The organism is uncultured Tateyamaria sp. (assembly GCF_947494755.1).
Classification (GTDB): domain Bacteria; phylum Pseudomonadota; class Alphaproteobacteria; order Rhodobacterales; family Rhodobacteraceae; genus Tateyamaria.
In genome coordinates, this window is the sequence record NZ_CANLVZ010000012.1 from 58,317 (window position 1) to 79,572 (window position 21,256).

At 59.7% G+C, this 21,256-nt stretch carries 22 protein-coding genes; 12 read left to right on the forward strand and 10 right to left on the reverse strand.

What is annotated here, in order from left to right; translation table 11 throughout:
- Positions 1–97 precede the first annotated feature (97 nt).
- Complete coding sequence (gene dnaE, locus Q0908_RS14820) at positions 98–3,598, forward strand: DNA polymerase III subunit alpha (RefSeq protein WP_299286019.1); 3,501 nt, start codon at positions 98–100, stop codon at positions 3,596–3,598.
- Between the two features lie 77 nt (positions 3,599–3,675).
- Positions 3,676–4,689 carry a hypothetical protein gene (locus tag Q0908_RS14825; RefSeq protein WP_299286022.1) on the forward strand — a complete coding sequence of 338 codons (1,014 nt, stop codon included), beginning with the start codon at positions 3,676–3,678 and terminating at the stop codon, positions 4,687–4,689.
- A 27-nt stretch (positions 4,690–4,716) separates the two neighbouring features.
- Here the strand turns inward: Q0908_RS14825 and Q0908_RS14830 are convergent, their stop codons facing one another.
- The gene (locus Q0908_RS14830; protein ID WP_299286244.1) at positions 4,717–4,911 is read right to left on the reverse strand and encodes a SlyX family protein; all 195 of its coding nucleotides are present in this window, start codon (positions 4,909–4,911) and stop codon (positions 4,717–4,719) included.
- A gap of 116 nt (positions 4,912–5,027) precedes the next feature.
- Between Q0908_RS14830 and hisS the strand changes: the two genes are divergently transcribed.
- From hisS to Q0908_RS14850, 4 genes are read left to right on the forward strand one after another with little or no spacing between them, the layout of a single operon-like run.
- A complete protein-coding gene (gene hisS / locus Q0908_RS14835; protein WP_299286025.1) occupies positions 5,028–6,503 on the forward strand; it encodes a histidine--tRNA ligase in 1,476 nt (491 codons plus the stop codon).
- Positions 6,500–7,570, forward strand: coding sequence for an ATP phosphoribosyltransferase regulatory subunit (locus tag Q0908_RS14840; protein ID WP_299286028.1), 1,071 nt, complete (start codon positions 6,500–6,502; stop codon positions 7,568–7,570). The genes hisS and Q0908_RS14840 overlap by 4 nt, the downstream gene beginning before the upstream one ends.
- On the forward strand, positions 7,567–8,256 hold the full coding sequence (hisG, locus tag Q0908_RS14845) for an ATP phosphoribosyltransferase (RefSeq protein ID WP_299286031.1): 690 nt from the start codon (positions 7,567–7,569) through the stop codon (positions 8,254–8,256). The genes Q0908_RS14840 and hisG overlap by 4 nt, the downstream gene beginning before the upstream one ends.
- A 22-nt stretch (positions 8,257–8,278) precedes the next feature.
- Positions 8,279–8,890: a class I SAM-dependent methyltransferase gene (locus tag Q0908_RS14850; protein ID WP_299286034.1), complete on the forward strand. Its 612-nt coding sequence runs from the start codon at positions 8,279–8,281 to the stop codon at positions 8,888–8,890.
- Here Q0908_RS14850 and Q0908_RS14855 read toward each other — a convergent pair.
- The gene (locus tag Q0908_RS14855; RefSeq protein WP_299286037.1) at positions 8,885–9,316 is read right to left on the reverse strand and encodes a DUF1489 domain-containing protein; all 432 of its coding nucleotides are present in this window, start codon (positions 9,314–9,316) and stop codon (positions 8,885–8,887) included. The two genes, Q0908_RS14850 and Q0908_RS14855, sit on opposite strands and share 6 nt — an antisense overlap.
- A 166-nt stretch (positions 9,317–9,482) precedes the next feature.
- Here Q0908_RS14855 and Q0908_RS14860 point away from each other — a divergent pair, with 166 nt between their 5' ends.
- Complete coding sequence (locus Q0908_RS14860) at positions 9,483–11,771, forward strand: adenosylcobalamin-dependent ribonucleoside-diphosphate reductase (protein ID WP_299286040.1); 2,289 nt, start codon at positions 9,483–9,485, stop codon at positions 11,769–11,771.
- A gap of 77 nt (positions 11,772–11,848) precedes the next feature.
- Here Q0908_RS14860 and Q0908_RS14865 read toward each other — a convergent pair whose 3' ends face one another.
- Complete coding sequence (locus Q0908_RS14865; RefSeq protein WP_299286043.1) at positions 11,849–12,772, reverse strand: mechanosensitive ion channel domain-containing protein; 924 nt, start codon at positions 12,770–12,772, stop codon at positions 11,849–11,851.
- 167 nt (positions 12,773–12,939) lie between these two features.
- Between Q0908_RS14865 and Q0908_RS14870 the strand changes: the two genes are divergently transcribed.
- Together Q0908_RS14870 and Q0908_RS14875 are read left to right on the forward strand one after the other, a co-directional pair.
- Positions 12,940–13,746, forward strand: coding sequence for a formate/nitrite transporter family protein (locus Q0908_RS14870; RefSeq protein WP_299286046.1), 807 nt, complete (start codon positions 12,940–12,942; stop codon positions 13,744–13,746).
- A gap of 75 nt (positions 13,747–13,821) precedes the next feature.
- A complete protein-coding gene (locus tag Q0908_RS14875; protein WP_299286049.1) occupies positions 13,822–14,010 on the forward strand; it encodes a PLD nuclease N-terminal domain-containing protein in 189 nt (62 codons plus the stop codon).
- A gap of 68 nt (positions 14,011–14,078) precedes the next feature.
- Here the strand turns inward: Q0908_RS14875 and Q0908_RS14880 are convergent, their stop codons facing one another.
- From Q0908_RS14880 to Q0908_RS14895, 4 genes are read right to left on the reverse strand one after another with little or no spacing between them, the layout of a single operon-like run.
- Positions 14,079–15,614: a phospholipase D-like domain-containing protein gene (locus Q0908_RS14880; RefSeq protein WP_299286052.1), complete on the reverse strand. Its 1,536-nt coding sequence runs from the start codon at positions 15,612–15,614 to the stop codon at positions 14,079–14,081.
- Positions 15,614–17,317 (reverse strand): sensor histidine kinase, encoded by a 1,704-nt coding sequence (locus tag Q0908_RS14885; RefSeq protein WP_299286055.1) that lies wholly within the window; start codon positions 17,315–17,317, stop codon positions 15,614–15,616. Before Q0908_RS14885 ends, Q0908_RS14880 begins: the two co-directional genes overlap by 1 nt.
- Complete coding sequence (locus Q0908_RS14890) at positions 17,317–17,871, reverse strand: RNA polymerase sigma factor (RefSeq protein WP_299286057.1); 555 nt, start codon at positions 17,869–17,871, stop codon at positions 17,317–17,319. The genes Q0908_RS14885 and Q0908_RS14890 overlap by 1 nt, the downstream gene beginning before the upstream one ends.
- Complete coding sequence (locus tag Q0908_RS14895) at positions 17,868–18,032, reverse strand: NepR family anti-sigma factor (RefSeq protein ID WP_299286060.1); 165 nt, start codon at positions 18,030–18,032, stop codon at positions 17,868–17,870. Before Q0908_RS14895 ends, Q0908_RS14890 begins: the two co-directional genes overlap by 4 nt.
- 103 nt (positions 18,033–18,135) lie before the next feature.
- Between Q0908_RS14895 and Q0908_RS14900 the strand changes: the two genes are divergently transcribed.
- Positions 18,136–18,945: a response regulator gene (locus tag Q0908_RS14900; protein WP_299286063.1), complete on the forward strand. Its 810-nt coding sequence runs from the start codon at positions 18,136–18,138 to the stop codon at positions 18,943–18,945.
- Positions 18,946–18,993: 48 nt separating this feature from the next.
- Here Q0908_RS14900 and Q0908_RS14905 read toward each other — a convergent pair whose 3' ends face one another.
- On the reverse strand, positions 18,994–19,677 hold the full coding sequence (locus Q0908_RS14905) for a YrbL family protein (protein ID WP_299286066.1): 684 nt from the start codon (positions 19,675–19,677) through the stop codon (positions 18,994–18,996).
- Between the two features lie 207 nt (positions 19,678–19,884).
- Positions 19,885–20,052 carry a DUF1328 domain-containing protein gene (locus Q0908_RS14910; protein WP_299286069.1) on the reverse strand — a complete coding sequence of 56 codons (168 nt, stop codon included), beginning with the start codon at positions 20,050–20,052 and terminating at the stop codon, positions 19,885–19,887.
- Between the two features lie 160 nt (positions 20,053–20,212).
- Here Q0908_RS14910 and Q0908_RS14915 point away from each other — a divergent pair, with 160 nt between their 5' ends.
- Positions 20,213–20,548, forward strand: coding sequence for a DUF883 domain-containing protein (locus Q0908_RS14915; RefSeq protein ID WP_299286072.1), 336 nt, complete (start codon positions 20,213–20,215; stop codon positions 20,546–20,548).
- 3 nt (positions 20,549–20,551) lie between these two features.
- Complete coding sequence (locus tag Q0908_RS20430; protein ID WP_366869285.1) at positions 20,552–20,887, forward strand: phage holin family protein; 336 nt, start codon at positions 20,552–20,554, stop codon at positions 20,885–20,887.
- Here Q0908_RS20430 and Q0908_RS14920 read toward each other — a convergent pair.
- Positions 20,838–21,209 carry a hypothetical protein gene (locus Q0908_RS14920; protein ID WP_299286075.1) on the reverse strand — a complete coding sequence of 124 codons (372 nt, stop codon included), beginning with the start codon at positions 21,207–21,209 and terminating at the stop codon, positions 20,838–20,840. The two genes, Q0908_RS20430 and Q0908_RS14920, sit on opposite strands and share 50 nt — an antisense overlap.
- Between the last annotated feature and the right edge of the window lie 47 nt (positions 21,210–21,256).

Below are 21,256 nucleotides of genomic sequence, written 5' to 3' on the forward strand. Positions count from 1 at the left end.
CAAGGGCGATTGCGGATTTGGTGGCGGGCTTGATTTGGTGTGCATAACTTTGCAGCACCACTGGATATGGGGGCTACAGGTGTTCTACGTTGGCTTCATGACAGACACGCCCCGATTCATTCACCTGCGCACCCATTCCGAATATTCGCTGTTGGAAGGGGCCATGCGCCTCAAGAAGCTGCCCGATCTGGTGCGTGGTGCGGGGATGCCGGCTATTGCCCTGACTGACACCAACAACATGTTCGCCGCCCTCGAGTTTTCGGTGGGAATGGCGGGTGCCGGGGTGCAACCCATCATTGGCTGTCAGGTTGATGTACAATATGTCGCGCCGCGCCCCGGCGAGCGGCCCCGCGATCCCGCCCCGGTGGTTTTGCTGGCCCAGAGTGAGGCGGGCTATGAGAACCTGATGAAGTTGAACTCGTGCCTCTATCTGCGCGAGGGGTCCGAGTTGCCGCATGTGACACTCGCTGAGTTGGCGGGTCATTCCGCTGGCCTCATTTGTCTGAGCGGTGGGCCGAACGGGCCTGTGGGCATGCTGCTGCAAGCCGGGCAACGTCCGGCGGCGGAGGCGTTCATGACGCAACTGGCCGAGATGTTCGGCGATCGTCTATATGTCGAATTGCAGCGCCACCCGGGCGAGGATGGCCTGCCCAAAGCGGAGCGTTTGAGCGAGCGCGGCTTTGTCGAGATGGCCTATGCGATGGATCTGCCGCTGGTGGCGACCAACGATGTCTATTTCCCCAAACCGGATATGTATGAGAGCCACGATGCGCTGATCTGCATCGCCGAAGGTGCCTATGTCGATCAGCAGGAACCACGCCGCCGCTTGACCGCCCAGCATTATTTCAAGAGCCCCGCCGAGATGGTGACCCTGTTCGCCGACCTGCCTGAGGCCATTGAAAATACGGTGGAAATCGCGCGTCGTTGCGCGTTTATGGCCTATCGGCGTGACCCGATCCTGCCCAAGTTTGCCGATGACGAGGTCGAGGAGTTGCGCCGTCAGGCCAATGCGGGGCTGGTGGAGCGGCTCAAGGTCATTCCGCATGCCGCCAGCGTTGAGGACTACCAAAAACGGCTCGATTTCGAGTTGGATATCATCGAGGGCATGGGCTTTCCGGGTTATTTCCTAATCGTTGCCGACTTCATCAAATGGGCCAAGGATGAGAATATTCCGGTCGGTCCCGGACGTGGCTCGGGTGCGGGGTCTCTGGTGGCCTACGCGCTGACGGTGACCGACCTCGATCCCTTGCGTTATGCCCTGCTGTTCGAGCGGTTCCTGAACCCCGAGCGGGTCAGCATGCCCGACTTCGACATCGACTTCTGCATGGATCGGCGCGAGGAAGTCATCCGCTATGTTCAGCAGAAATACGGGCGCGACAAGGTGGGGCAGATCATCACCTTTGGCGCGCTGTTGTCCAAGGCGGCGGTGCGTGACATCGGGCGCGTGTTGCAGATGCCCTATGGGCAGGTGGATCGGCTGTCAAAATTGATTCCGGTGGAGGGTGTAAAGCCCGTCAGCATCGAGAAGGCGCTGGCGGACGAGCCGCGCCTGCGCGAAGAGGCCCGCAATGAAGAGGTCGTCGCGCGCCTGCTTGAATACGGTCAGCAGGTCGAGGGGCTGTTGCGCAACGCCTCGACCCATGCGGCCGGGGTGGTGATTGGTGATCGGCCCTTGGATGCGCTTGTGCCGCTGTATCAGGACCCGCGTTCGGATATGCCTGCGACCCAGTTCAATATGAAATGGGTGGAGCAGGCGGGCCTCGTCAAATTCGACTTTCTGGGGCTCAAGACCCTGACCGTGATCCAGAACGCGGTGGATCAGATTTTGGCGTCGGGCCGCACGCTGCATACGGCAGCGGACGGAACAGAATTGTACGTGCCCGCCGAGGGCATGGAAAACGATATCGGCGGCATCCCTCTGGATGACGAGGCGTCCTACAAACTCTATGCGTCGGCGAAAACCGTAGCCGTGTTTCAGGTGGAAAGTTCGGGCATGATGGATGCCCTCAAACGGATGAAACCGGACTGCATCGAGGACATAATCGCCCTTGTGGCGCTGTACCGTCCGGGGCCGATGGAGAACATTCCCAAGTTCTGCGAGGTTAAGAACAAGCTGTCGGAGCGGGAGTTGCTGCACCCGACCATCGACCACATCCTTGACGAAACTCAAGGCATCATCGTCTATCAGGAACAGGTGATGCAGATTGCGCAAGAGATGGCGGGGTACTCCTTGGGGGGGGCGGATCTGCTGCGTCGTGCGATGGGCAAGAAGATCCAGGAAGCGATGGACGCCGAGCGGCCAAAGTTCCTCAAAGGGGCGGCTGAAAACGGCGTGGACGAACCCAAAGCGGTCGAGGTCTGGAACCTGCTCGACAAGTTTGCCAACTACGGTTTCAACAAATCCCATGCGGCAGCGTATGCTGTGGTGAGTTATCAGACCGCATGGCTCAAGGCGAACCACCCGGTCGAATTCATGGCCGGGGTCATGAACTGCGATATCCACCTGACCGACAAGCTGGGTGTCTATTTCGAAGAGGTGCGCAAATCACTGGACCTGCCATGGGTGCCGCCTTGCGTAAACCGGTCTGATGCGACGTTCAAAGTGGTGGACGGCGCACTGGTCTATGCGCTTGGGGCGTTGAAAAACGTTGGGGTGGAGGCGATGCGACTAGTCGTCGAGGGGCGGGGTGATAAGCCGTTCGCGACCCTGTTTGACATGGCCCGCCGGGTCGATTTGAAACGGGTGGGCAAGCGCCCGCTTGAGATGTTGGCACGTGCCGGTGCTTTTGACCAGCTCGATCCAAACCGGCGTCGCGTGTTTGACGCGCTGGACGCGTTGTCGGCCTATTCCGCAGCAGTCCATGACCAGAAGTCGTCCAATCAGGTATCGCTCTTTGGCGAAGCAGGTGATGATCTGCCTGAGCCCCGAATGATGCCCGTCGATGACTGGTTGCCGGCCGAGCGGTTGGGCGAGGAACACAAGGCGGTGGGCTTTTACCTCTCGGGCCACCCGCTGGATGACTACATGGGCCAGTTGAAACGCAAGGGGATCATCACCCTTGATGAGGTGATCGCCAAGGCGGAGCGCCAGCCGCTTGTGGCCAAGCTCGCCGGTGTCGTATCGGGCCTTCAAATCCGCAAATCGGCGCGCGGCAACCGGTTTGCGTTTTGTCAGATGTCGGACACGACGGGCGCTTACGAGGTGACCCTGTTCTCTGAAAGCCTTGAAAAGGCACAGGATATTCTTGAGACCGGGGCCAAGGTCATCGTCACGGTCGAAGCGACCATGGAAAGCGAGCAGTTGAAATTGCTGGGCCGCTCGGTCGCGCCTGTGGACACGGTTGTGGCGGATGTGGGCGGCATGGGCCTGCGCATTTTTGTCGAAGTACCCTCTGCACTCGCCTCGGTGGCGACCGTCCTTGAGGGGGCGGCACAAGGGGCGCGGACGGGGGGGCGCGGGCCGATCACGCTGTGCCTGCGCGACGACAGCCTGCCGGGTGAGGTCGAAATGGATCTGGGCGCGGACTTCCCGGTCACGCCCCAGATCAAGGGTGCGATCAAGTCGCTTTCCGGCGTGATTGAGGTTCAGGAAATCTAGCCGCGCGTCCCGCCGACTGGACGAAAGCCCGCCTAGGCACTAAGTATACGCGCTAGCAGAGGTGGGGGGAGAAACCAATGCGCAAGATGTGGCTCACATCCGGGATCGTCTGTGCGTTGGGCGCGTGCAGTGATCCCATGTCGCAGATCGAGACCGTTCCGCAAGACGCGCCGTTGACTCCGTTCGACGCCAGCGCCGCTTTACCAAGTGAGGCGGAACTGGCGCGTGAAGAGAGCGTGTTGGCCGGTCTGTTTCGCACCGATCAACCCGCCCCCGAAGATGATGTGACGGGCGAGGTCACGGTCGCGCCGGACCCTGCCGATGCCGGGGTAGATACTGACACAACCGTTGCGACTGCTGACCCCGCGCCACGACAAGGCGGAATCGTTGGCTGGTTGCGTCGCGCCGCAACCGCCGAAGCGGTTGTGCAAAGCGATAGCGACGAGAACACCGTGACGGCCACAGCGGAGCCACAACCCGACAATGCCCCCGAGCAGGTTGCCGCGCTTGAACCGGACCAGCCGACACGCTCAACTGATACCAATCAACCAACGCTGACCTTGTTTGGAGGTGGCAAGAACGCGAACCGCTCCGGTCCGGATGCGGGCGATGTCCCGCTTGGCACAATGCTGGCCTTTGGTGAAATTGCGCGGGTGTGTGAGGCGAAACCGGCCCAGCTTGGCACACTCGTGGATCAGGGTGCGCGCAAAGGGCGGGGATACAAGTTGTTCGATACGGTTCCGAATGGAGGGGGTCCGCGGACCTTCTATATCACCGGGTTCACCGACAACTGCCCGCGTCAGTTCACAGCATCGCTCGCGTTGTTCGGGGCACCGGAATTTCACGAACAACTCCGCTATGGGCTGCCTGCCAAGGAGTACCCCTATTCCACGACGGATCAGGCGTATGAAAAGGTGAAGGCCAAAGTGTGCAATGTCGGGCGCAGCAAACCATGTGGCGCGCGTATTTCGCGGCTGGACCGGACGACGGTGTTCGTAAGCGCCTACGAAAATTTCGGAGAGAATGCGCGTTGGGCCGATATGCTGCTGCATGACGGCGCGGTATTGGCAAAGTCGCTCAAGCGGCCCTGAAGGGGTCCGATGCCCGTGGCATCCTTGTCAATAATGCGGTGGTCTCTCATCCCCGACCACGACGCCGCCACCGCCTTGCGCCTCGCGCTCGGCCTCGCGTGCCATCAGCATCTGCGCCCGCCGGGTCAGAATGGCGAGTTCCGTTTCCTGCCGCGCAACCACATCTGACAGGTCCTCCACGGTCCGTGTCAGGTGCGCAATCTGCTCTTCAAGTCGTTCGATCCGCGTGTCCATGCCCCCTCATGTGCGCCAATCCGGGGGCGCGCGCAACCCAAGCGCGCCTTGCCCCCTTTGGCCACCTGCGATATGGCCCGCGCGATCCCTATCGGAGTGGCATCATGGCCAAGCCCAAAAAGACCCCCCGCCCCAAGGCGCAGACGCCCAAGGGCTTTGCAGATTACTTTGGCACGGATGTGCGCGACCGCAACGACATGCTGCGCGCCATCGGCGAGGTCTATCATCGCTATGGCTTTGACGCCTTCGAAAGCAGCGCGGTCGAGACGGTCGAGGCGTTGGGCAAGTTTCTGCCGGATGTGGATCGCCCGAACGAGGGTGTCTTTGCCTGGCAGGAAGAGGACGGCGATTGGCTGGCCCTGCGCTATGACATGACCGCTCCGCTGGCGCGTGTATATGCCCAGCACCGCAATGATTTGCCCACGCCCTATCGTCGCTTCACGATGGGCCCGGTGTGGCGTAACGAAAAGCCGGGACCGGGTCGGTTTCGCCAGTTTTATCAATGCGATGCGGATACGGTGGGCACTGCGAGCATGGCCGCGGATGCCGAGATTTGCGCGATGCTGTCCGACACGCTTGAAGCCGTCGGCATTCCGCGCGGCGACTACGTGATCCGCATCAACAACCGCAAAGTGTTGAACGGCGTCATGGAGGTTGCGGGCCTTTCCGGCGACGATAAAGAGGCCGAGCGCGGCATTGTGCTGCGCGCGATCGACAAGCTGGACCGGCTTGGTGCGGACGGCGTGCGCGCGCTGTTGGGTGCAGGCCGGAAGGACGAGAGCGGGGATTTCACTGAGGGTGCTGGTCTTGGCGACCCGCAGTCCGAAATCATCATGGGCTTTATGCAGGCCAAAAGAGAGACGGGCGTCGAAACCATCGCGCGTTTGCGGGACTTGGTCCAAGGTTCGAACATCGGGACAAAAGGAGTCGATGAACTAGAAGAGATCGCTGGATTGCTGGATGCAGCAGGGTACGGATCGGATCGGGTCGAGGTTGACCCCTCGGTCGTCCGCGGCCTCGGCTATTACACCGGCCCCGTCTACGAGGCCGAGCTCACCTTCGAAGTCACCGACGACAAGGGCCGTCCGCGCAATTTCGGATCGGTCGCAGGGGGCGGGCGCTATGACGACCTCGTCAAACGCTTCACCGGGCAGGAGGTGCCCGCCACGGGCGTCTCCATTGGTGTCGACCGCTTGTTGGCCGCTTTGCGGGCGACAAACCGGATCGGCACGGAAGCGCCGGGACCGGTCGTCGTGACCGTCATGGACCGTGACCGCATGGCCGACTATCAGGCGATGGTGGCTGAATTGCGCGAGGCTGGCATCCGGGCCGAAGTCTATCTGGGCAATCCAAAGAACTTCGGCAACCAGTTGAAATACGCCGACAAACGCGGATCGCCCGTCGCCATCATCGAAGGTGGCGACGAGAAAGAACGCGGCGTCGTCCAGATAAAGGATCTCGTTCTGGGCGCAAAGATTGCCGAAACCGCCACCCATGAAGAGTGGAAGGACCGGCCAAGCCAGTTCGAAGTGCCCCGCGCGGAAATGCTCGCCAAAGTACGCGAGATCCTTGAGGGATGAGCACGCCCCGCGCCCGTGCATTGGCTTTGCGTGCCGCGTTCGAAGCGGCGGGCGCGCGCGTGGTCGAGCCACCCGTTTTGCAACCCGCAGAGCTGCTCTTGGACCTTTATGGCGAAGATATCCGCGCCCGCGCTTATGTGACCTCTGATGCCTTGCGTGGCGAGCAGATGCTGCGCCCTGACTTCACGGTTCCGGTTGTGCAGATGCACATGGCGACTGGCGCGGAACCGGCCCGCTACACCTATGCGGGTGAGGTGTTTCGCCGTCAGGAAGACGACGCCGAGCGGGCCAATGAGTATTGGCAGGTCGGCTATGAGGTATTTGACCGCGCCGACCCACCAGCCGCAGATGCCGAGGTTTTTGCGTTGATTGCCAATACGTTGACCCATCTGCCACTGCGCGCGGTGACCGGGGATATCGGCATACTCATGGCAGCTGTTGAGAGCTTGCAAACCTCTGACCGTCGCAAGGCGGCCCTGCGCCGCCACATTTGGCGGCCTCGCCGGTTTCGCGCGCTGTTGGATCGGTTTGGCGGGCGCGTGCCTGTCCCGGCGAGCCGGGCCGCCCTGATCGCTGGCGACGTGACAAGCACCGCACCCCTCACAGGTTTGCGCACGCGGTCCGAAATCGACGCCCGCATTGCGGCGTTGCGTGCAGATGCCGCTGAGCCACCCATCGGCGCGCAGGAGCTTGAAGGCCTCGAGGCGCTGTTGGCGGTGCGCGAAACCGTCCCCTTTGCCTTGCAGCAGTTGAACGATCTGAGCGTGGACATGCCCGCGATCAAGCCCGCCGTGCGCCGCTTCGCGGCCCGCGCCGAGGCGTTGCGCGCGCGGGGCATTGATGTGGATGCGCTTACCTTCGAGGCGAGCCACGGGCGCACGCTGATGGAATATTACGACGGCTTTGTCTTTGCGTTCTATGCGGATGGCCGCCCTGATCTGCCCCCGATCGCGAGTGGCGGGCGCTATGACGCGCTGACACAGCGCCTTGGTGGTGGTGATGAGATCCCGGCTGTTGGTGCCGTGCTGCGCCCCGGTCTGATGGTCGAACTGGAGGGGCCCCCATGACGATCAAACTGGGTGTGCCGTCCAAGGGGCGGCTGATGGACAAGACCTTTGACTGGTTTGCCAAACGCGGCGTGACCCTGACGCGCACCGGGTCGGATCGTGAATACGCAGGGGCCGTGGCCGGGATCGATGGTGTGGCGCTCGTGCTGTTGTCGGCCGGCGAAATCCCTCGGGAACTGGCAGCGGGGCGTATCCATCTGGGTGTCACGGGCACCGACCTTGTTCAGGACAAGTTGCCGCTGTGGGAACAGCAGGTCGAACCGATTGTCGAAATGGGCTTTGGTCACGCCGATCTGGTGCTGGCGGTGCCGACGGCATGGGTCGATGTCGATTTGACCGATGACCTCGACGCAGTTGCGGCGATGTTCCGGGCCCGGCACGGGTTCCGGCTGCGCATCGCCACGAAATATCACAGGCTTGTGCGCGAGTTCCTGCGCGATGCCGGCGTCGCCGACTACGCCCTTGTCGACAGCCAGGGCGCAACCGAAGGCACGGTTGCAAACGAAACCGCCGAGGCGATTGCCGATATCACGTCCAGCGGAGAGACGCTGAGCGCCAATCACCTCAAGGTGCTGTCGGATGGGTTGATCCTGGCCAGTCAGGCGACGCTCTGGCGCAGTCGGGTGGCCCCGCTTGAGGACGCGGATCGGGCCGTCTTGCGCGATCTGTCGGAGCGGTTGGCGTAACAGATCAAAGGGTTTGTGAGTGATGCGTGATCCTGTCCTGGATGGCTATGCCGCTGCCGCATCTGACCTGACCGACCGCTTCGAACGTATCTCTTCACAGGACCTGTTCGCGCCTGTGGTGGATTTCCTGCCCCGCTCGGCATCGCGGGTTTTGGATGTGGGGGCTGGCACCGGGCGGGATGCCGCGTGGTTTGCCGCACGAGGTCACGCGGTTGTTGCGGTTGAACCGGTGGAGCCATTGCGCGCAGCCGGACGGCGCTTGCACCCGCATCCTCGCATCACTTGGCAGGACGCCACCTTGCCAGCATTGGCTGACTTCAAAGCGGAGCCATTTGATTTGATCGTCGTGGTGGCGGTATGGCACCATTTGCGAAGGACGGACCGGGGTCAAGCGCTGCGGCGGTTGGCGGAGGTTCTGAAGCCCAATGGGCGGCTGATCATTTCGATCCGTGAAGGGGCCTCAGCGCCAGATCGTGTGGGATATTCCGCGGACGTTTCTCAGACCGTTGCAATGGCGCACGAGGCCGGGATGGCTGTGGTCCACAAGGCAACGACCCCCTCGGTGCAAACCCAGAACAAGGACGCGGATGTGGCGTGGACGTGGCTGGTGCTTGAGGCCTCAGCGCCCCTATAGCACCCCGATTTCGGCAAGGGCTCGGTTCAACTCGGTAGGCAGCGGGTCTTCGGCGGTGCGCCCTTTTGGCAGGTCGGGGGGCGTGTCCGCCGGCTTAAGGTAGCGCCAGCCTTGGAACGGGCGTTTGAGCGCGGTTTGCACGCGGATCAAGTCAGGATCGGACACGATGGCGCAGCGTCGAATACCGTCGCTGCCAATCACTTCGTCCAGCCGCAAGATGCGTTGGCGGCAGGTCAGCACGCCCTTGATCACCCAATAGATCGAGCCGCCATTCAGGATTTCGGCCTCGCGTTTGGGCCACATGCGCGTCACATGGCGGGGCAAGCCATCCTTGGTCTGCGCGCGTTTTGAGGACTGCCACGCAAGGATGTCCTCATAGGTTTCGCTGCCGACGGACAGTTTGATCAGGTTGATAAAGTTATCCACAGAGTCGTCCCCAAGCCACACCTTATATTGTAGTGCCCTGTGCCGTTTCTGCAATGAGTGGTGTTTGTCGCAGGGATTTATCGTGGCGTTTTCCCGCTCGCCGCGATAGGCTGGCTGCCTGCCAAGGCAGCCGACAGAATCGGCTGTGACCAACGGGGATGCCTCCATGACACGCTTTGCCGCACCAATTGCTGAACAGATTTGGGACATGAAGTATCGCTTCAAGGAGGCCGACGGCACCCCGATTGACGCAACGGTCGAAGACAGCTGGCGGCGCATCGCGCGCGATCTCGCGCAGGTCGAAAACGACCCGGCAGCATGGGAAGACACGTTCTATGCCGCGCTGGAGGACTTCAAGTTCCTGCCCGCAGGTCGCATCACCGCCGGGGCGGGCACGGCGCGGTCGGTCACGCTGTTCAACTGTTTTGTCATGGGCACGATCCCCGACAGCATGGGCGGCATTTTCGAAATGTTGAAAGAGGCCGCGCTGACCATGCAGCAGGGCGGCGGCATTGGCTATGATTTCTCGACGATCCGGCCCAAGGGGGCTGGGGTCAAAGGGGTTGCGGCAGATGCGTCCGGGCCCTTGTCGTTCATGGATGTGTGGGATGCGATGTGCCGCACCATCATGTCCGCCGGGTCGCGGCGCGGGGCTATGATGGCGACCATGCGCTGCGACCACCCCGATATCGAGGATTTCATCACCGCCAAGTCCGATGCGGCCCGCCTGCGCATGTTCAATGTCTCGGTCCTGATCACCGATGCGTTCATGGAGGCGGTCAAGGGCGACGGGTCCTGGGATCTGGTCTTTGGCGATACTGTATACAAGACCGTACGGGCGCGTGATTTGTGGAACGCGATCATGCAGTCGACCTATGATTATGCCGAGCCGGGTGTGATCTTCATCGACCGGATCAATGCCGCCAACAACCTCAACTATTGCGAAACGATTGCGGCAACGAACCCGTGCGGCGAACAACCTTTGCCGCCTTACGGGGCTTGCCTGCTTGGCTCGATCAACCTCGCGCGGCTGGTGAGCAACCCGTTTGACGCCGCCGCGACGCTGGATGTCGACGCATTGGACAGCCTCGTGCGCACGGCGGTGCGGATGATGGACAACGTGGTCGATGCGTCGAAATTCCCGCTCGAGGCGCAGGCGCGCGAGGCGGCGGCCAAACGCCGGATTGGCCTTGGCGTGACGGGTCTGGCCGATGCGCTGTTGATGGTGGGCTTGCGCTATGGCTCGGACGAAGCGGCGCGTCAGACCGAAGCCTGGTTGAAAGGGATCGCGCGCGCTGCCTATCTGGCGTCGATTGACTTGGCGCGCGAAAAAGGCGCGTTTCCCTTGTTCGACGCCGAAGGCTATCTGGCCAGCGGCACCATGCAGGCCATGGACGAGGATGTGCGCGCCGCCATTGCCGAACATGGCATCCGCAACGCGCTTCTGACCTCCATCGCGCCCACCGGCACCATCAGCCTCTATGCAGGCAATGTCAGTTCCGGGATCGAGCCGGTATTCGCCTATGCCTACACCCGCAAGGTGCTGCAAAAAGACGGCTCGCGCACCGAGGAAGAGGTGGTGGACTACGCCGTGCAGATGTGGCGCGACTTGAAAGGGGACGCGGACCTGCCCGACTATTTCGTCAACGCCCAAACCCTGTCGCCCGCTGATCACGTCAAGATGCAGGCGGCCGCACAGAAATGGGTCGATTCCAGCATTTCCAAGACGATCAATTGCCCCGAGGATATTGGGTTCGATGACTTCAAAGACGTCTATATGCAGGCTTGGGATACCGGCTGCAAAGGCTGCACGACCTATAGGCCCAACGCGGTGACAGGTAGCGTGCTGAGCGTGGCCGAAGAAAAATCCGCTGAAACGCCGGTCATGGCCGACGGCGACGCAGAGCCGATGCAGCCTCATGGCGACGTCATCTATATGGCCGAACCGCTGGCCCGGCCCAACGCGCTTGAAGGCAACACCTACAAGGTCAAGTGGCCCGACAGCGAGCATGCGCTTTACATTACCATCAACGATCTGGTCATCGGCGGGCATCGTCGCCCGTTCGAGGTGTTCATCAACTCCAAGAACATGGAGCATTTCGCGTGGACCGTGGCGCTGACGCGCATGATCTCGGCGGTGTTCCGGCGCGGGGGCGATGTGAGCTTTGTGGTCGAGGAGTTGAAAGCGGTGTTCGACCCACGTGGTGGTGCCTGGATGCAAGGGAAGTACATTCCATCGATCCTCGCCGCGATTGGCCGGGTGATCGAACAGCACATGATATCGACCGGGTTCATCGCGGGCGAGGGTATGGGACTGAAATCCGACCCCAAGGCCGAGGTTGTGGGACTGGACGCACCGCGCGGCAAGGCGTGTTCGTCCTGTGGCAGCTATGAGTTGCGGATGGTCGAGGGGTGCATGACCTGCGCGTCCTGCGGGTTCTCGAAATGCGGATAGCCGCGCCGACCGTTGCGGGACTACCCCCCTTCAACCTCTAACAGCCGCCGCCTACCGGGCCCCACAGTCGACCCGACCTACTCTGCGGCCATGGCGTCTTCGGCCTGCGCGCTGTCGTCTGATTGAGACACGATGGTGCGCGTGGGGAACGGGATGTCGATGTCAGCGGCGTCCAGCGCCTCTTTGACTTTGCGTTTGATGTCGGCCTGATACTGAAAATAATCTGCTGAGTCGACCCACACGCGCAGCAGGAAGTCGACGCTGCTGCTGCCAAGGTTGTTGACCTGCAAGAACGGCTCGGGGTCCGAATGCGAGCGTTCGTCGGCCATGACGGTGTCGCGAATGACCTGCTCGGCTTTGGCGAGGTTGGCACCGTATCCAACCCCAAACGTCCACTCCGCGCGGCGGGTGGGGTAGCTTGAGAAATTCTTGATCGTGTTGCCCCAAACCTCGGAATTAGGGACGACAACGCGCACGTTCCCCATATCGGCGATCTCGGTGTAGTTCAGGGTGATTTCCTTGACAGTGCCAAGGGTGTCGTCAATCTGCACGAAATCGCCGATCTTGAGGGGGCGAAACAGGATGATCATCACCCCTGCGGCCACATTCGACAGGGTGCCCTGCAAGGCCAGACCGATGGCCAGCCCTGCCGCGCCAAGCAGCGCAATGATCGACGTAGTCTGGATACCAAAGGTGTTCAGGACGAACAGAACCGTAAACGCAAGCACGGTGTAGCGCACGATGTTGGCCAGAAAATCGAACAAAGTCTTGTCCAGACTGGCGTGCATTTCACCCAACCGGCGCACCCGCCGCTGCAACATGGCCGAGATGGTGAAGCCCAGAAAGATTATCACCGTGGCGGCCAGCAGATTGCCAGCCAGGCCGATCAGGGATTCAAATGTGAGCAGGTCCGAAAAGGATTTGCCGTTGTAGATTTCCGCGCTGAAGAGTTGTTGAATTTGCGCCCAAACGGTGTCTGTCGCGTCTGAAATTTGTTCCATGTCGTCCTCGATTGTCCACCCGTTCGGATTGGTCTGCCTGTGCGCGCTTCTGTATATGCGCGCGACCTCAATGCGCCAGCCGTTGATTTGTTCCCCGATTTTGGGCGTGGCGCGGAACGAACCCGCGTGGTCGCGCGTTGACACTTGGGTATTTCGAAGGGGCGGCAATGAGCAAGACGCACGAAGAAGCGGCGATTGAAGACGCTGAGGGTCTGACTTCGAAATTGATATTTGAGGTGATCCGCCGCGACGGGGTCGAAGAATTGGCCCGTCCAAAATTGTCGCTGATGTGGTCCGGGGTGGCTGCAGGCATCATGATCTCATTGTCGGTACTGGGCGAGGCGATCTTTCGCACCTACCTGCCGGATGCGCAGTGGTCCTATCTGGTGGAAAACCTTGGCTACAGCCTTGGGTTTCTGGTCGTCATCCTGGGCCGGATGCAATTGTTTACAGAAAACACGATCACCACGGTTCTGCCTGTGATGACCACGCCCACGGCTTCGATGTTCGGGCGCACCGCGTCTTTGTGGGCCATTGTACTGTTGGCCAATGTGGTCGGGGCCTTTGCGGTGGCAAGTGTGTTTGCATTCACGTCTGCCATCCCTGCCGAATTGATCCCCGCCATTCAAGAGCTATCCGAGCACGCAACCGGGTTTGCGCCGTTTGAGGCGTTCCAACGGGCCATCCCGGCGGGGGTCCTGGTTGCGGCCATCGTTTGGATGTTGCCGCAATCCGAGGGGTTCGAAGCGCTTACCATCATCATGTTCACATGGCTGATTGCTGCGGGTGACTTCACTCACATCATCGCCGGTTCGGTGGAGATGGCGTTTTTGTTGATCCAAGGGCTTTTGTCGCCAAGCGACGCGCTATTCGACTTCTTTATCCCGGTGTTGGCGGGCAATGTTCTTGGGGGCACGGCAATCTTTGCATTGCTGTCCTTCGGGCAGGTGCGCCACGAGCTGAACGCACGATAGAAAAAATCGTCCGGAACCTTTGTGCCTGACGCGGGGTTGGTTTGTCAGACAAGCGAATTCAAAGGAGACTTCGACATGGAATATGCAGGTATTGGCGGTTTTATCGTACTGGTCCTGAACATCTGGGCGATCGTTTCGATTGTCGGCTCGGGAGCATCGACAGGGTCCAAAGTCCTGTGGACTTTGCTGGTCCTGATCCTGCCCATCGTCGGTTTTGTGATCTGGCTGATCGCTGGCCCACGGTCGAACCAACGTCTGGCATAAGCTGACGGACCACTTCAATGGAAAGGCGCGTTGGGCAACCGGCGCGCTTTTCTCGTTGTGCCAGCGCCCTAAACAATCTCTTCGGGGACACCGGGCAGATCGTAGCCCAATTCAGCGGCCGGTGCCTTGGCGTAGGGCAGGATGAAGCCCGAACGCTCTTTCGGGGTCAGTGCAGTGTTTCGGCGGGCCTGAGCCGCCCAGACCGCACAAGCGGTTTTGACGTCGTAGAATTCAGGCCCTGCATCCGGCCCGAGCCAGTGTTCGAAGGACTGATTTTTCAGCGATTGCACTTCATCCGCGGACTGTGTGGCAACCCCGATTTCGGTGTCCCAGGCCATGGATCGTCCGTTGAGGTTTGCGGACGAGACCAGCCCCAACCGATCATCAAAGATCGAAACCTTGGCGTGGAGATAGATGATCGGAGCATTGTAATGTGCGTCACGCCCGGTGCGGTCGGTGTCGCGAGGTTGAGCCGGTGATCCGACAAAAAAGCGGTCGCCAAATGCGTCTTCCACAATTTCGATAGACTTGGTTTGCAGATATTCGCCATAGGCCACGTCACTGCCGGTCTTGTCATAAAACGCGGCCTCTTCAGGGGCCGCAGGCAGTATTAGGATCAACGTCAGATCCGGGTTCGCCCGCGCGCGCTTTGCGAGGTGTTTGGCCAAGGTGCGGTCGCGAAAGAACTGGGTTTCAAGATAGATCAGCCGCTCGGACTGGTCGATCTGGGCGTGGTGCATTTGGGCCAGCTCGTTGATCACCGGTTTGGGCGACAAAAAGGGCAGGGCGATGCGCCGCTTGGCCGAAATCGTGCGCAACAGATGCCGCGTCGGCAACGCAGGTTTGCCGTAGGTCACAGCCTCAAAATTGCGCAAATGCTGCGCGGCTTCCTGTGCCACAGGGCCAGTCACCAACACTTGCGTATCGTGCCACGTCTCATCCGCGTCGCGCCTGTGCTGTGGGGTATCATAGCGTCTGTCGTTCAGGTCCAACCCGCCGACATAGAGCGTCTCGTCGTCAAAGACCGCGAGCTTTTGGTGATGGGTGACCGGCACCAGCGGGGGCGGTCGCAGGCGCGGCACGACACTTTCCCCTTTCCATTTAACGAGATCGTGGAAGTGGGGGGCAGACCGTAACCGGTGCTCGATCTGGTCACGGGGTAAATTGTTGAGGCCAGACAGGTTGCTTGCGACCTCTTTGCGCACGCGGGGCCACAACAAAAGGCGTGGCAGCCAGCCGACCCGTGCGGGATGCAGTGAGGCGCGGGCGGACAGAAGATGTGGATTGCGCGACACCTCCGCAGCGGCAGCCATGGCGCGGATCGAGTCCCATGTCTGCATATGCAATTCGGCCCCGAGCACTGGATCAAAGTCACAAAGAATAAAGGTCACTTTCACGTCACGGTTGAGGGTCGCAACGATCAAGTCGAACCAGGTGTCCCCAAACGCCTTTGCCTCAGTGGTGTGCAGCTTGGTCCACGGATCAAAAATACGAAACCCGGCGATGATCTCGGTCTGGGCCTGCAGGAATTGCCGCTCCAACTCAGGAAAGGCGTTTTGCGCCGTGAGCAGGACCTTGAACTGCCTGTCGGGGGCGGCGGTCATCAGAAGTCGCGGCTTATCGGTTCGAAATCGGCCACTTTGAAGTGAACGTGCAACGCATAGCTGTCGGTTGTCTCTTCGCTTTCGATGCGCGCGCCTAGCTGGATGGCAAAGGCATCCATCAACTGCTTGCCAAGGCCCGTGCTTTCGACCTTTTTCGTCGGCCCAAGCGCGTTTTTGAGCGACAGGGTACAGGTGCCGTCGTCCTGTTTCAAAGAGACGTCCATCCAGGCACGCGTGCCCTTGGGCGCGCCGATATACTTCATCGCATTCGTCGTCGCCTCGGCAACGAGAAGCGACAGCGGAACAGCCTGATCGGGATAAAGCAGGATTGGGTCGACATCCTTGGTTAGATTTATCGCGTTGCTTGAGGTCATCGCCATATCAACCGAATTGTCGATCACTTCGCTGACCAGCGCACCCATGTTGACCATACCCCCGTTCTGCGACTGATAAAGATCGCGGTGGATCGTGGCGAGGCTCAGAACCCGTTCCTGCAACCGGGACAGCACCGATCTGGTTTCTGGCTGTTCAGCCATACGCATCTGCATGTTCATAATGGACGAGATCAATTGAAGGTTGTTCTTGACCCTGTGGTGGACCTCTTTGATCAACACGTTCTTGTCGTGCAGGGCGTCTTCCAAATTGGCCTCTTCGCGCACGATGCTGTGCGTCATGTCATCAAAGTGGTGATGCAGCGCGAGGATTTCGGTTGGCATGGCGGTCTCATTCTGGGCCGAGATCATGTCGCGGTCATCTGAGAACGCACGCATACGCGCGCGCAGCGCGTTGAGATGGCGCAGCACAAGCATATAGATCGCCAGCATCGCAACCCCCATGCTGGCAAACCACATCAGGACCGGAAAAAGTGCCGGGCGGACAAGCCCTGCAGCCGGCAGGGCAAGGCCTTCGTTGGTACGCCAAACACCCATCACGGTCGCGGGGCTGCCTTCGATGGGCACCACGGTGTAGGTGCGCAGGGTGCCGTTTTGGTTCCGGGACTGGAAGGCCTTGGCCTCCGTCCCCTTCAATTCGTCGAGCGCGGTGTTACTGGGCAGCTCTCCCATCGCCTCCGCTCTGCCCGCGCGCGAGGTCAGGATCGCGCCGTTTTCGTTGAACGTTATCAGCTCTTCGAGACCCAGATCGGATAGTGCGTCGGGTGTGTCAGGCAGGCCCGAATACGGGATCGAGATAGAGACGAAACCACCGAACAGGCCGTCTACTTCGTAAGGTTCGGATACTATAAACACCGACTGCCCGCTCAGTGGTGCCTCTGTGTTCACGACGATCGTGCGTTTCTCGGCAGCCATGGTCTGATCGAAGTTGGGCCAGTCGGCAAAATCATAGGTCTGGCCCTGCGAGTTACAGGTCATCAGGCCTGACCGTGGCAGAATCCCGACAAAGCTGTAGCGATCATCGGTCGTCACAAATTGGCTGAGTACGGCAGCACAACGATCCGGGTTCTGTTCGAGATCCTTGACCATCGTTCCCAGCACGCGCGCCGCCCCAAAGGCGCGTTCGATCAGCAACTCCTCAGCTTTGGCCGCACGGCCTGTGAGGGCCAGAAGGGCCAGTTGCGCATTGCGATCCGCCTCGGAGGCGACGCGGTTGGTCTGGTAGATGGCAACAGCGCCAAGTGGAAACAAGGCGAGCGTCAACAGCAGCATGATCTGCACAAGCAGACTGCTGTACCACGTCGGTTTCATCACGCAGGCAGGCCCGGACTGCCCACGACGGCGGTTGTTGCACTATCGGTCAGTTCCAGCACGTCATCATCCTCGAGTTGCAGCAGCTCGGTGAGTTTGGCGCGGGCGCGATTGACCCGGCTCTTGATCGTGCCTGTGGCCACGCCGCACATCTCCGCCGCCTCTTCGTAGGCAAAGCCGGAGGCCCCCACAAGGATCAACGCCTCGCGCTGCTCATCCGGCAACTGGTTCAGCGCCTTTTTGAAATCGGACATCTGCAGCCGTCCGTCATGCTCAGGTTTGACGGACAGGGTATCGGAAAATACGTTGTCCACGTCGGCCACTTCACGGTTCAGCTTGCGGCGGGACGTGTAGAAGTTGTTGCGCAGGATCGTAAACAGCCAGGCGCGCATATTGGTACCGGGCGTGAATTTATCCATGTTGGTCCACGCCTTGAGCACGGTGTCCTGCATCATGTCGTCGGCAGTTGCCCGGTTGCGCGTCAGGCTGAGCGCAAAGGCCCGTAGTGCTGGCAAATGTGTTACCAGCTCATCCCTTGGGTCCATGTCGCTCATTTGCTGTCCTTCGCCTCTTGATCCTGCGCGCGCAGGACGGACAACAGATCGGTGATTTCGTCAGGTAGATCGCCGGTTTGCAATTCAGCGAACACCTTCTTGAGATTTTGGTCGATATACGCATCGATTTGGGCGTTCTTGGGGTCTTGCTTACTTGCCATTGAACCTCGATGCCTCATTTCGTTAAAAAAGTGTGCCTGTAACCGGAACCAACTGCACTGTGGCGCGTTCGGTTCCATCTAAATACAAAAAAAGGTCGAAAATATGAGTGATACAAGTGCGGAGATGACTTTTTCCGACCTCCTGGCAGCTGAATTGCCATACTTGCGGCGCTATGCCCGTGCTCTGACAGGATCACAATCACGCGGGGACAAGTACACCGTCGCAACCCTCGAAGCGATCCTCAAAGATCGCACCCCTTTCGAAAATGACGATCCGATCAAGGTGAACCTGTTCAAATGCTTTCACTCGATCTGGGCGACCACCGGACAGGCATTGACCGAGCCAGAGGGTGATTTGCGCAGCCGCGCCCACGGTCTGCTTGCCAAGCTGACCCCCAATTCACGCGAAGCGCTGCTGCTGCGCACCATCGAAGAATTCAATATCAAACACGTAGCTGCCATCATGCAGGTGGACGCGGACGAAGTGCGCCACCTGATCTCTGCGGCCAACTCTGAGCTTGCCAAAAGCATCAAGGGTCGCGTGATGATTATTGAGGATGAGCCGATCATCGCCGCCGACATCAGCGCAATCGTGACCAGCCTTGGCCACGAGGTCACCGGCATTGCCCGCACCCACACCGAGGCCCTGGAACTGGGTAAGGAACAGCATCCGGACCTGATCCTTGCTGACATTCAGCTGGCCGATAACTCGTCCGGTATCGACGCGGTCGCCGACTTGCTTGAGATGATGGACGTGCCGGTCATCTTTATCACGGCGTTCCCCGAACGTTTGCTGACCGGGGATCGCCCCGAACCGGCGTTCCTGATCTCCAAGCCGTTCCAAGAGGCGCAAGTGCTGTCAGCCGTCAGTCAGGCGATGTTCTTTGCTTCAACCGCAACGCTTAAGGCGTAAAACGGGCCCCGCGCTTATGAATGCGTGGGGCTTTTTCATGCGGCACGCTTAGTCAGCCGGATGGACGACCGTAAAGATTTGCCTTTCTGACGACCACTTGAGATTGCGGTGTTTTTCCATCTCGGAGAAGCGGTAATCGAGGTGCTTTTGGTTCAGCCATGTTAGCCACGACCGGATCGGGATCAGTGTTTTGTCGCCGTAGCCGTCGATAACCACAAACCGGCGATTTACCTCATCAAGGGCAATATTAGAGGGTCGCAAGTCCGGTACATTCACGTTCAGCGCAAAGATGTTGGCGACAAAGTCATTCAGCCATTTCAGCCGTTCATCGCTCAACGGACCCTCTCGCAAGACATCCTCAAGCGTCTGAGCAACATTGCCTGACGCGTCGGCTATCTTCTCGCACACTTGCGCGAGGCCACGATCGGTGATCACCAAACCGCCCATTTCAGCGATGGGGAGGGGGCGTTTTTGCTGCGCACAGCGGTAGGCGGTTTTCAGATAGCAGCGATATTCGATCCGGAACGTGCCGTAGGGGCCCATGCGGAAATAGTCGAGGGCGCGGCGCAGACCCCGGCGCCGCTCATATTTTTCGCGTTTGTAGGTGCGGATGGTCTTGAGAAGCTGATCGGGGTGGCCGGGGCGATGCCATACGTCTCGAACTTCGCCATTGGCGATGGGTTCGTAGTCCTTGAGTATCGTCAGACCAGCGGTCGTGTCAGTATTCGTCATATTTATGGTATACTTTTGTTCTTTGATGTTGGGCATCCAAGGGTTGCGGATCAGTGACAGGCAAGCGGCTCGAACACCATGGTAAATCATGACATCCGGCTTGTCAGCCAGACACAAGATCGCGGCGTTTGGCAACGGTCGACGCGCGACAATTACATTTTTTCGGACTGTTGGGGCAACGCGCATAGCAATGGCGCTGTGCGTCGGTCACTTCAAGCGGCTTACCAGATGCAGAACAAGCGTGGCGATAAACAGGACCAGGAACACGACAAACAGAAGTTGGGCAACACCTGCCGATGCCGCCGCAAATCCACCAAAGCCAAATAGCGCAGACACGAGTGCAACCACGAGAAACAGTACCGCAAAATATAACATTTCCTGCTCCTTTCGCTGTTGATGCCGATCGCGCCTGTTAGGCACCTTGAGGGGACCCAATGCGCGCACCAACGTAGAGTTCCCGATTTTTTCTGACGATTTGATGGAACATCCCTGTTGTTGGCGTGTTGGGATGACAACAGAAATAAGGAGAAGATCAATGGCCAGCACTTTGCAGAAACTGAACAACAAGCGTGACGACGTGACAGCGAGTGATGTGGCAGATCAGGTTGAAATTCTGCGCAATGACATTGCCGCGCTGACCAAAACGATCTCTGATCTAAGCCTCGCCAAAGGCCAAGAGGCGGCTGAAGCCGCTCGGTCAACCCTTAACGATGTGCGCGGCAAAGCTGCGGATGCCACCGAAACAGCGCGTCTGCAGGCCATGGAAGTTGGTGATCAGGCGAACGCCTTCATCAGGAACCAACCTGCAACCGCACTTGGTATTGCAGCCGGTCTGGGGTTTCTTGTTGGCTTCCTTGGGTCGCGGAAATAATTGATGTTCGGAATCCGAGAAAAAGTGGCGCAAACCGCCAGACGCGCAGGTCTCCTTTCGGGGGGCCTGCTGCTTTGCACGGTGGGATTCGGATTTTTGACGACCGCGGCTTGGTTCGCCTTGTTGCCGACCGTTGGGATAACGGTGACGGCATTGATCGTCGGGGCGGCTTATGCGGGTATCGGGCTGATACTCATCGGGGTTGGATCCGTTCAAACCAAGGGCCATCGTCCCGCACAACCTCAACAAGCGGCTGATGCGCCTGACAGTCCCCCCATCGTCCAAGCTTTCATGTACGGACTTCAGGCCGGGACACAGGCCGACCGTGCGCGCCATTAGACAGTGCATCCATGATCATTGGAGTCGTAAAAGGTTTTTCGAGAATGGTGATCGGAACAACGGTTGGCCGCGCGTCGCCGACACAGATGATCTTGCCGCGCGACTGGATAATGGCGTGCTGCGTCGCTGGTTCAAGTTGAGGCATGAGGCTGCTGTTGACAAACACCGTCACCGGCCCTTTGGCCTGCAAAACCAATGGTGTGGCGTCAGAGACCGTCGCGCATTCAGAAAGAATTGCGTCGACGTGCCCATCCTGCAAAGCACCCATGAGGTCCATTCGCACCAACGGATCGGGTTCTATAACGATAATGCTTTGAATCACGCCTACGGATCCTTTGTCCTAGCGCTTCGACATTAACAATATACCCT

Bases quoted from the DNA above. Each gene is read 5' to 3' on its own strand.
- dnaE (WP_299286019.1), top strand. From the start codon at position 98: ATGACAGACACGCCCCGATTCATTCACCTGCGCACCCATTCCGAATAT.
- Q0908_RS14825 (WP_299286022.1), top strand. From the start codon at position 3,676: ATGCGCAAGATGTGGCTCACATCCGGGATCGTCTGTGCGTTGGGCGCG.
- hisS (WP_299286025.1), top strand. From the start codon at position 5,028: ATGGCCAAGCCCAAAAAGACCCCCCGCCCCAAGGCGCAGACGCCCAAG.
- Q0908_RS14840 (WP_299286028.1), top strand. From the start codon at position 6,500: ATGAGCACGCCCCGCGCCCGTGCATTGGCTTTGCGTGCCGCGTTCGAA.
- hisG (WP_299286031.1), top strand. From the start codon at position 7,567: ATGACGATCAAACTGGGTGTGCCGTCCAAGGGGCGGCTGATGGACAAG.
- Q0908_RS14850 (WP_299286034.1), top strand. From the start codon at position 8,279: ATGCGTGATCCTGTCCTGGATGGCTATGCCGCTGCCGCATCTGACCTG.
- Q0908_RS14860 (WP_299286040.1), top strand. From the start codon at position 9,483: ATGACACGCTTTGCCGCACCAATTGCTGAACAGATTTGGGACATGAAG.
- Q0908_RS14865 (WP_299286043.1), bottom strand. From the start codon at position 12,772: ATGGAACAAATTTCAGACGCGACAGACACCGTTTGGGCGCAAATTCAA.
- Q0908_RS14870 (WP_299286046.1), top strand. From the start codon at position 12,940: ATGAGCAAGACGCACGAAGAAGCGGCGATTGAAGACGCTGAGGGTCTG.
- Q0908_RS14875 (WP_299286049.1), top strand. From the start codon at position 13,822: ATGGAATATGCAGGTATTGGCGGTTTTATCGTACTGGTCCTGAACATC.
- Q0908_RS14880 (WP_299286052.1), bottom strand. From the start codon at position 15,614: ATGACCGCCGCCCCCGACAGGCAGTTCAAGGTCCTGCTCACGGCGCAA.
- Q0908_RS14885 (WP_299286055.1), bottom strand. From the start codon at position 17,317: ATGAAACCGACGTGGTACAGCAGTCTGCTTGTGCAGATCATGCTGCTG.
- Q0908_RS14890 (WP_299286057.1), bottom strand. From the start codon at position 17,871: ATGAGCGACATGGACCCAAGGGATGAGCTGGTAACACATTTGCCAGCA.
- Q0908_RS14895 (WP_299286060.1), bottom strand. From the start codon at position 18,032: ATGGCAAGTAAGCAAGACCCCAAGAACGCCCAAATCGATGCGTATATC.
- Q0908_RS14900 (WP_299286063.1), top strand. From the start codon at position 18,136: ATGAGTGATACAAGTGCGGAGATGACTTTTTCCGACCTCCTGGCAGCT.
- Q0908_RS14905 (WP_299286066.1), bottom strand. From the start codon at position 19,677: ATGACGAATACTGACACGACCGCTGGTCTGACGATACTCAAGGACTAC.
- Q0908_RS14910 (WP_299286069.1), bottom strand. From the start codon at position 20,052: ATGTTATATTTTGCGGTACTGTTTCTCGTGGTTGCACTCGTGTCTGCG.
- Q0908_RS14915 (WP_299286072.1), top strand. From the start codon at position 20,213: ATGGCCAGCACTTTGCAGAAACTGAACAACAAGCGTGACGACGTGACA.
- Q0908_RS20430 (WP_366869285.1), top strand. From the start codon at position 20,552: ATGTTCGGAATCCGAGAAAAAGTGGCGCAAACCGCCAGACGCGCAGGT.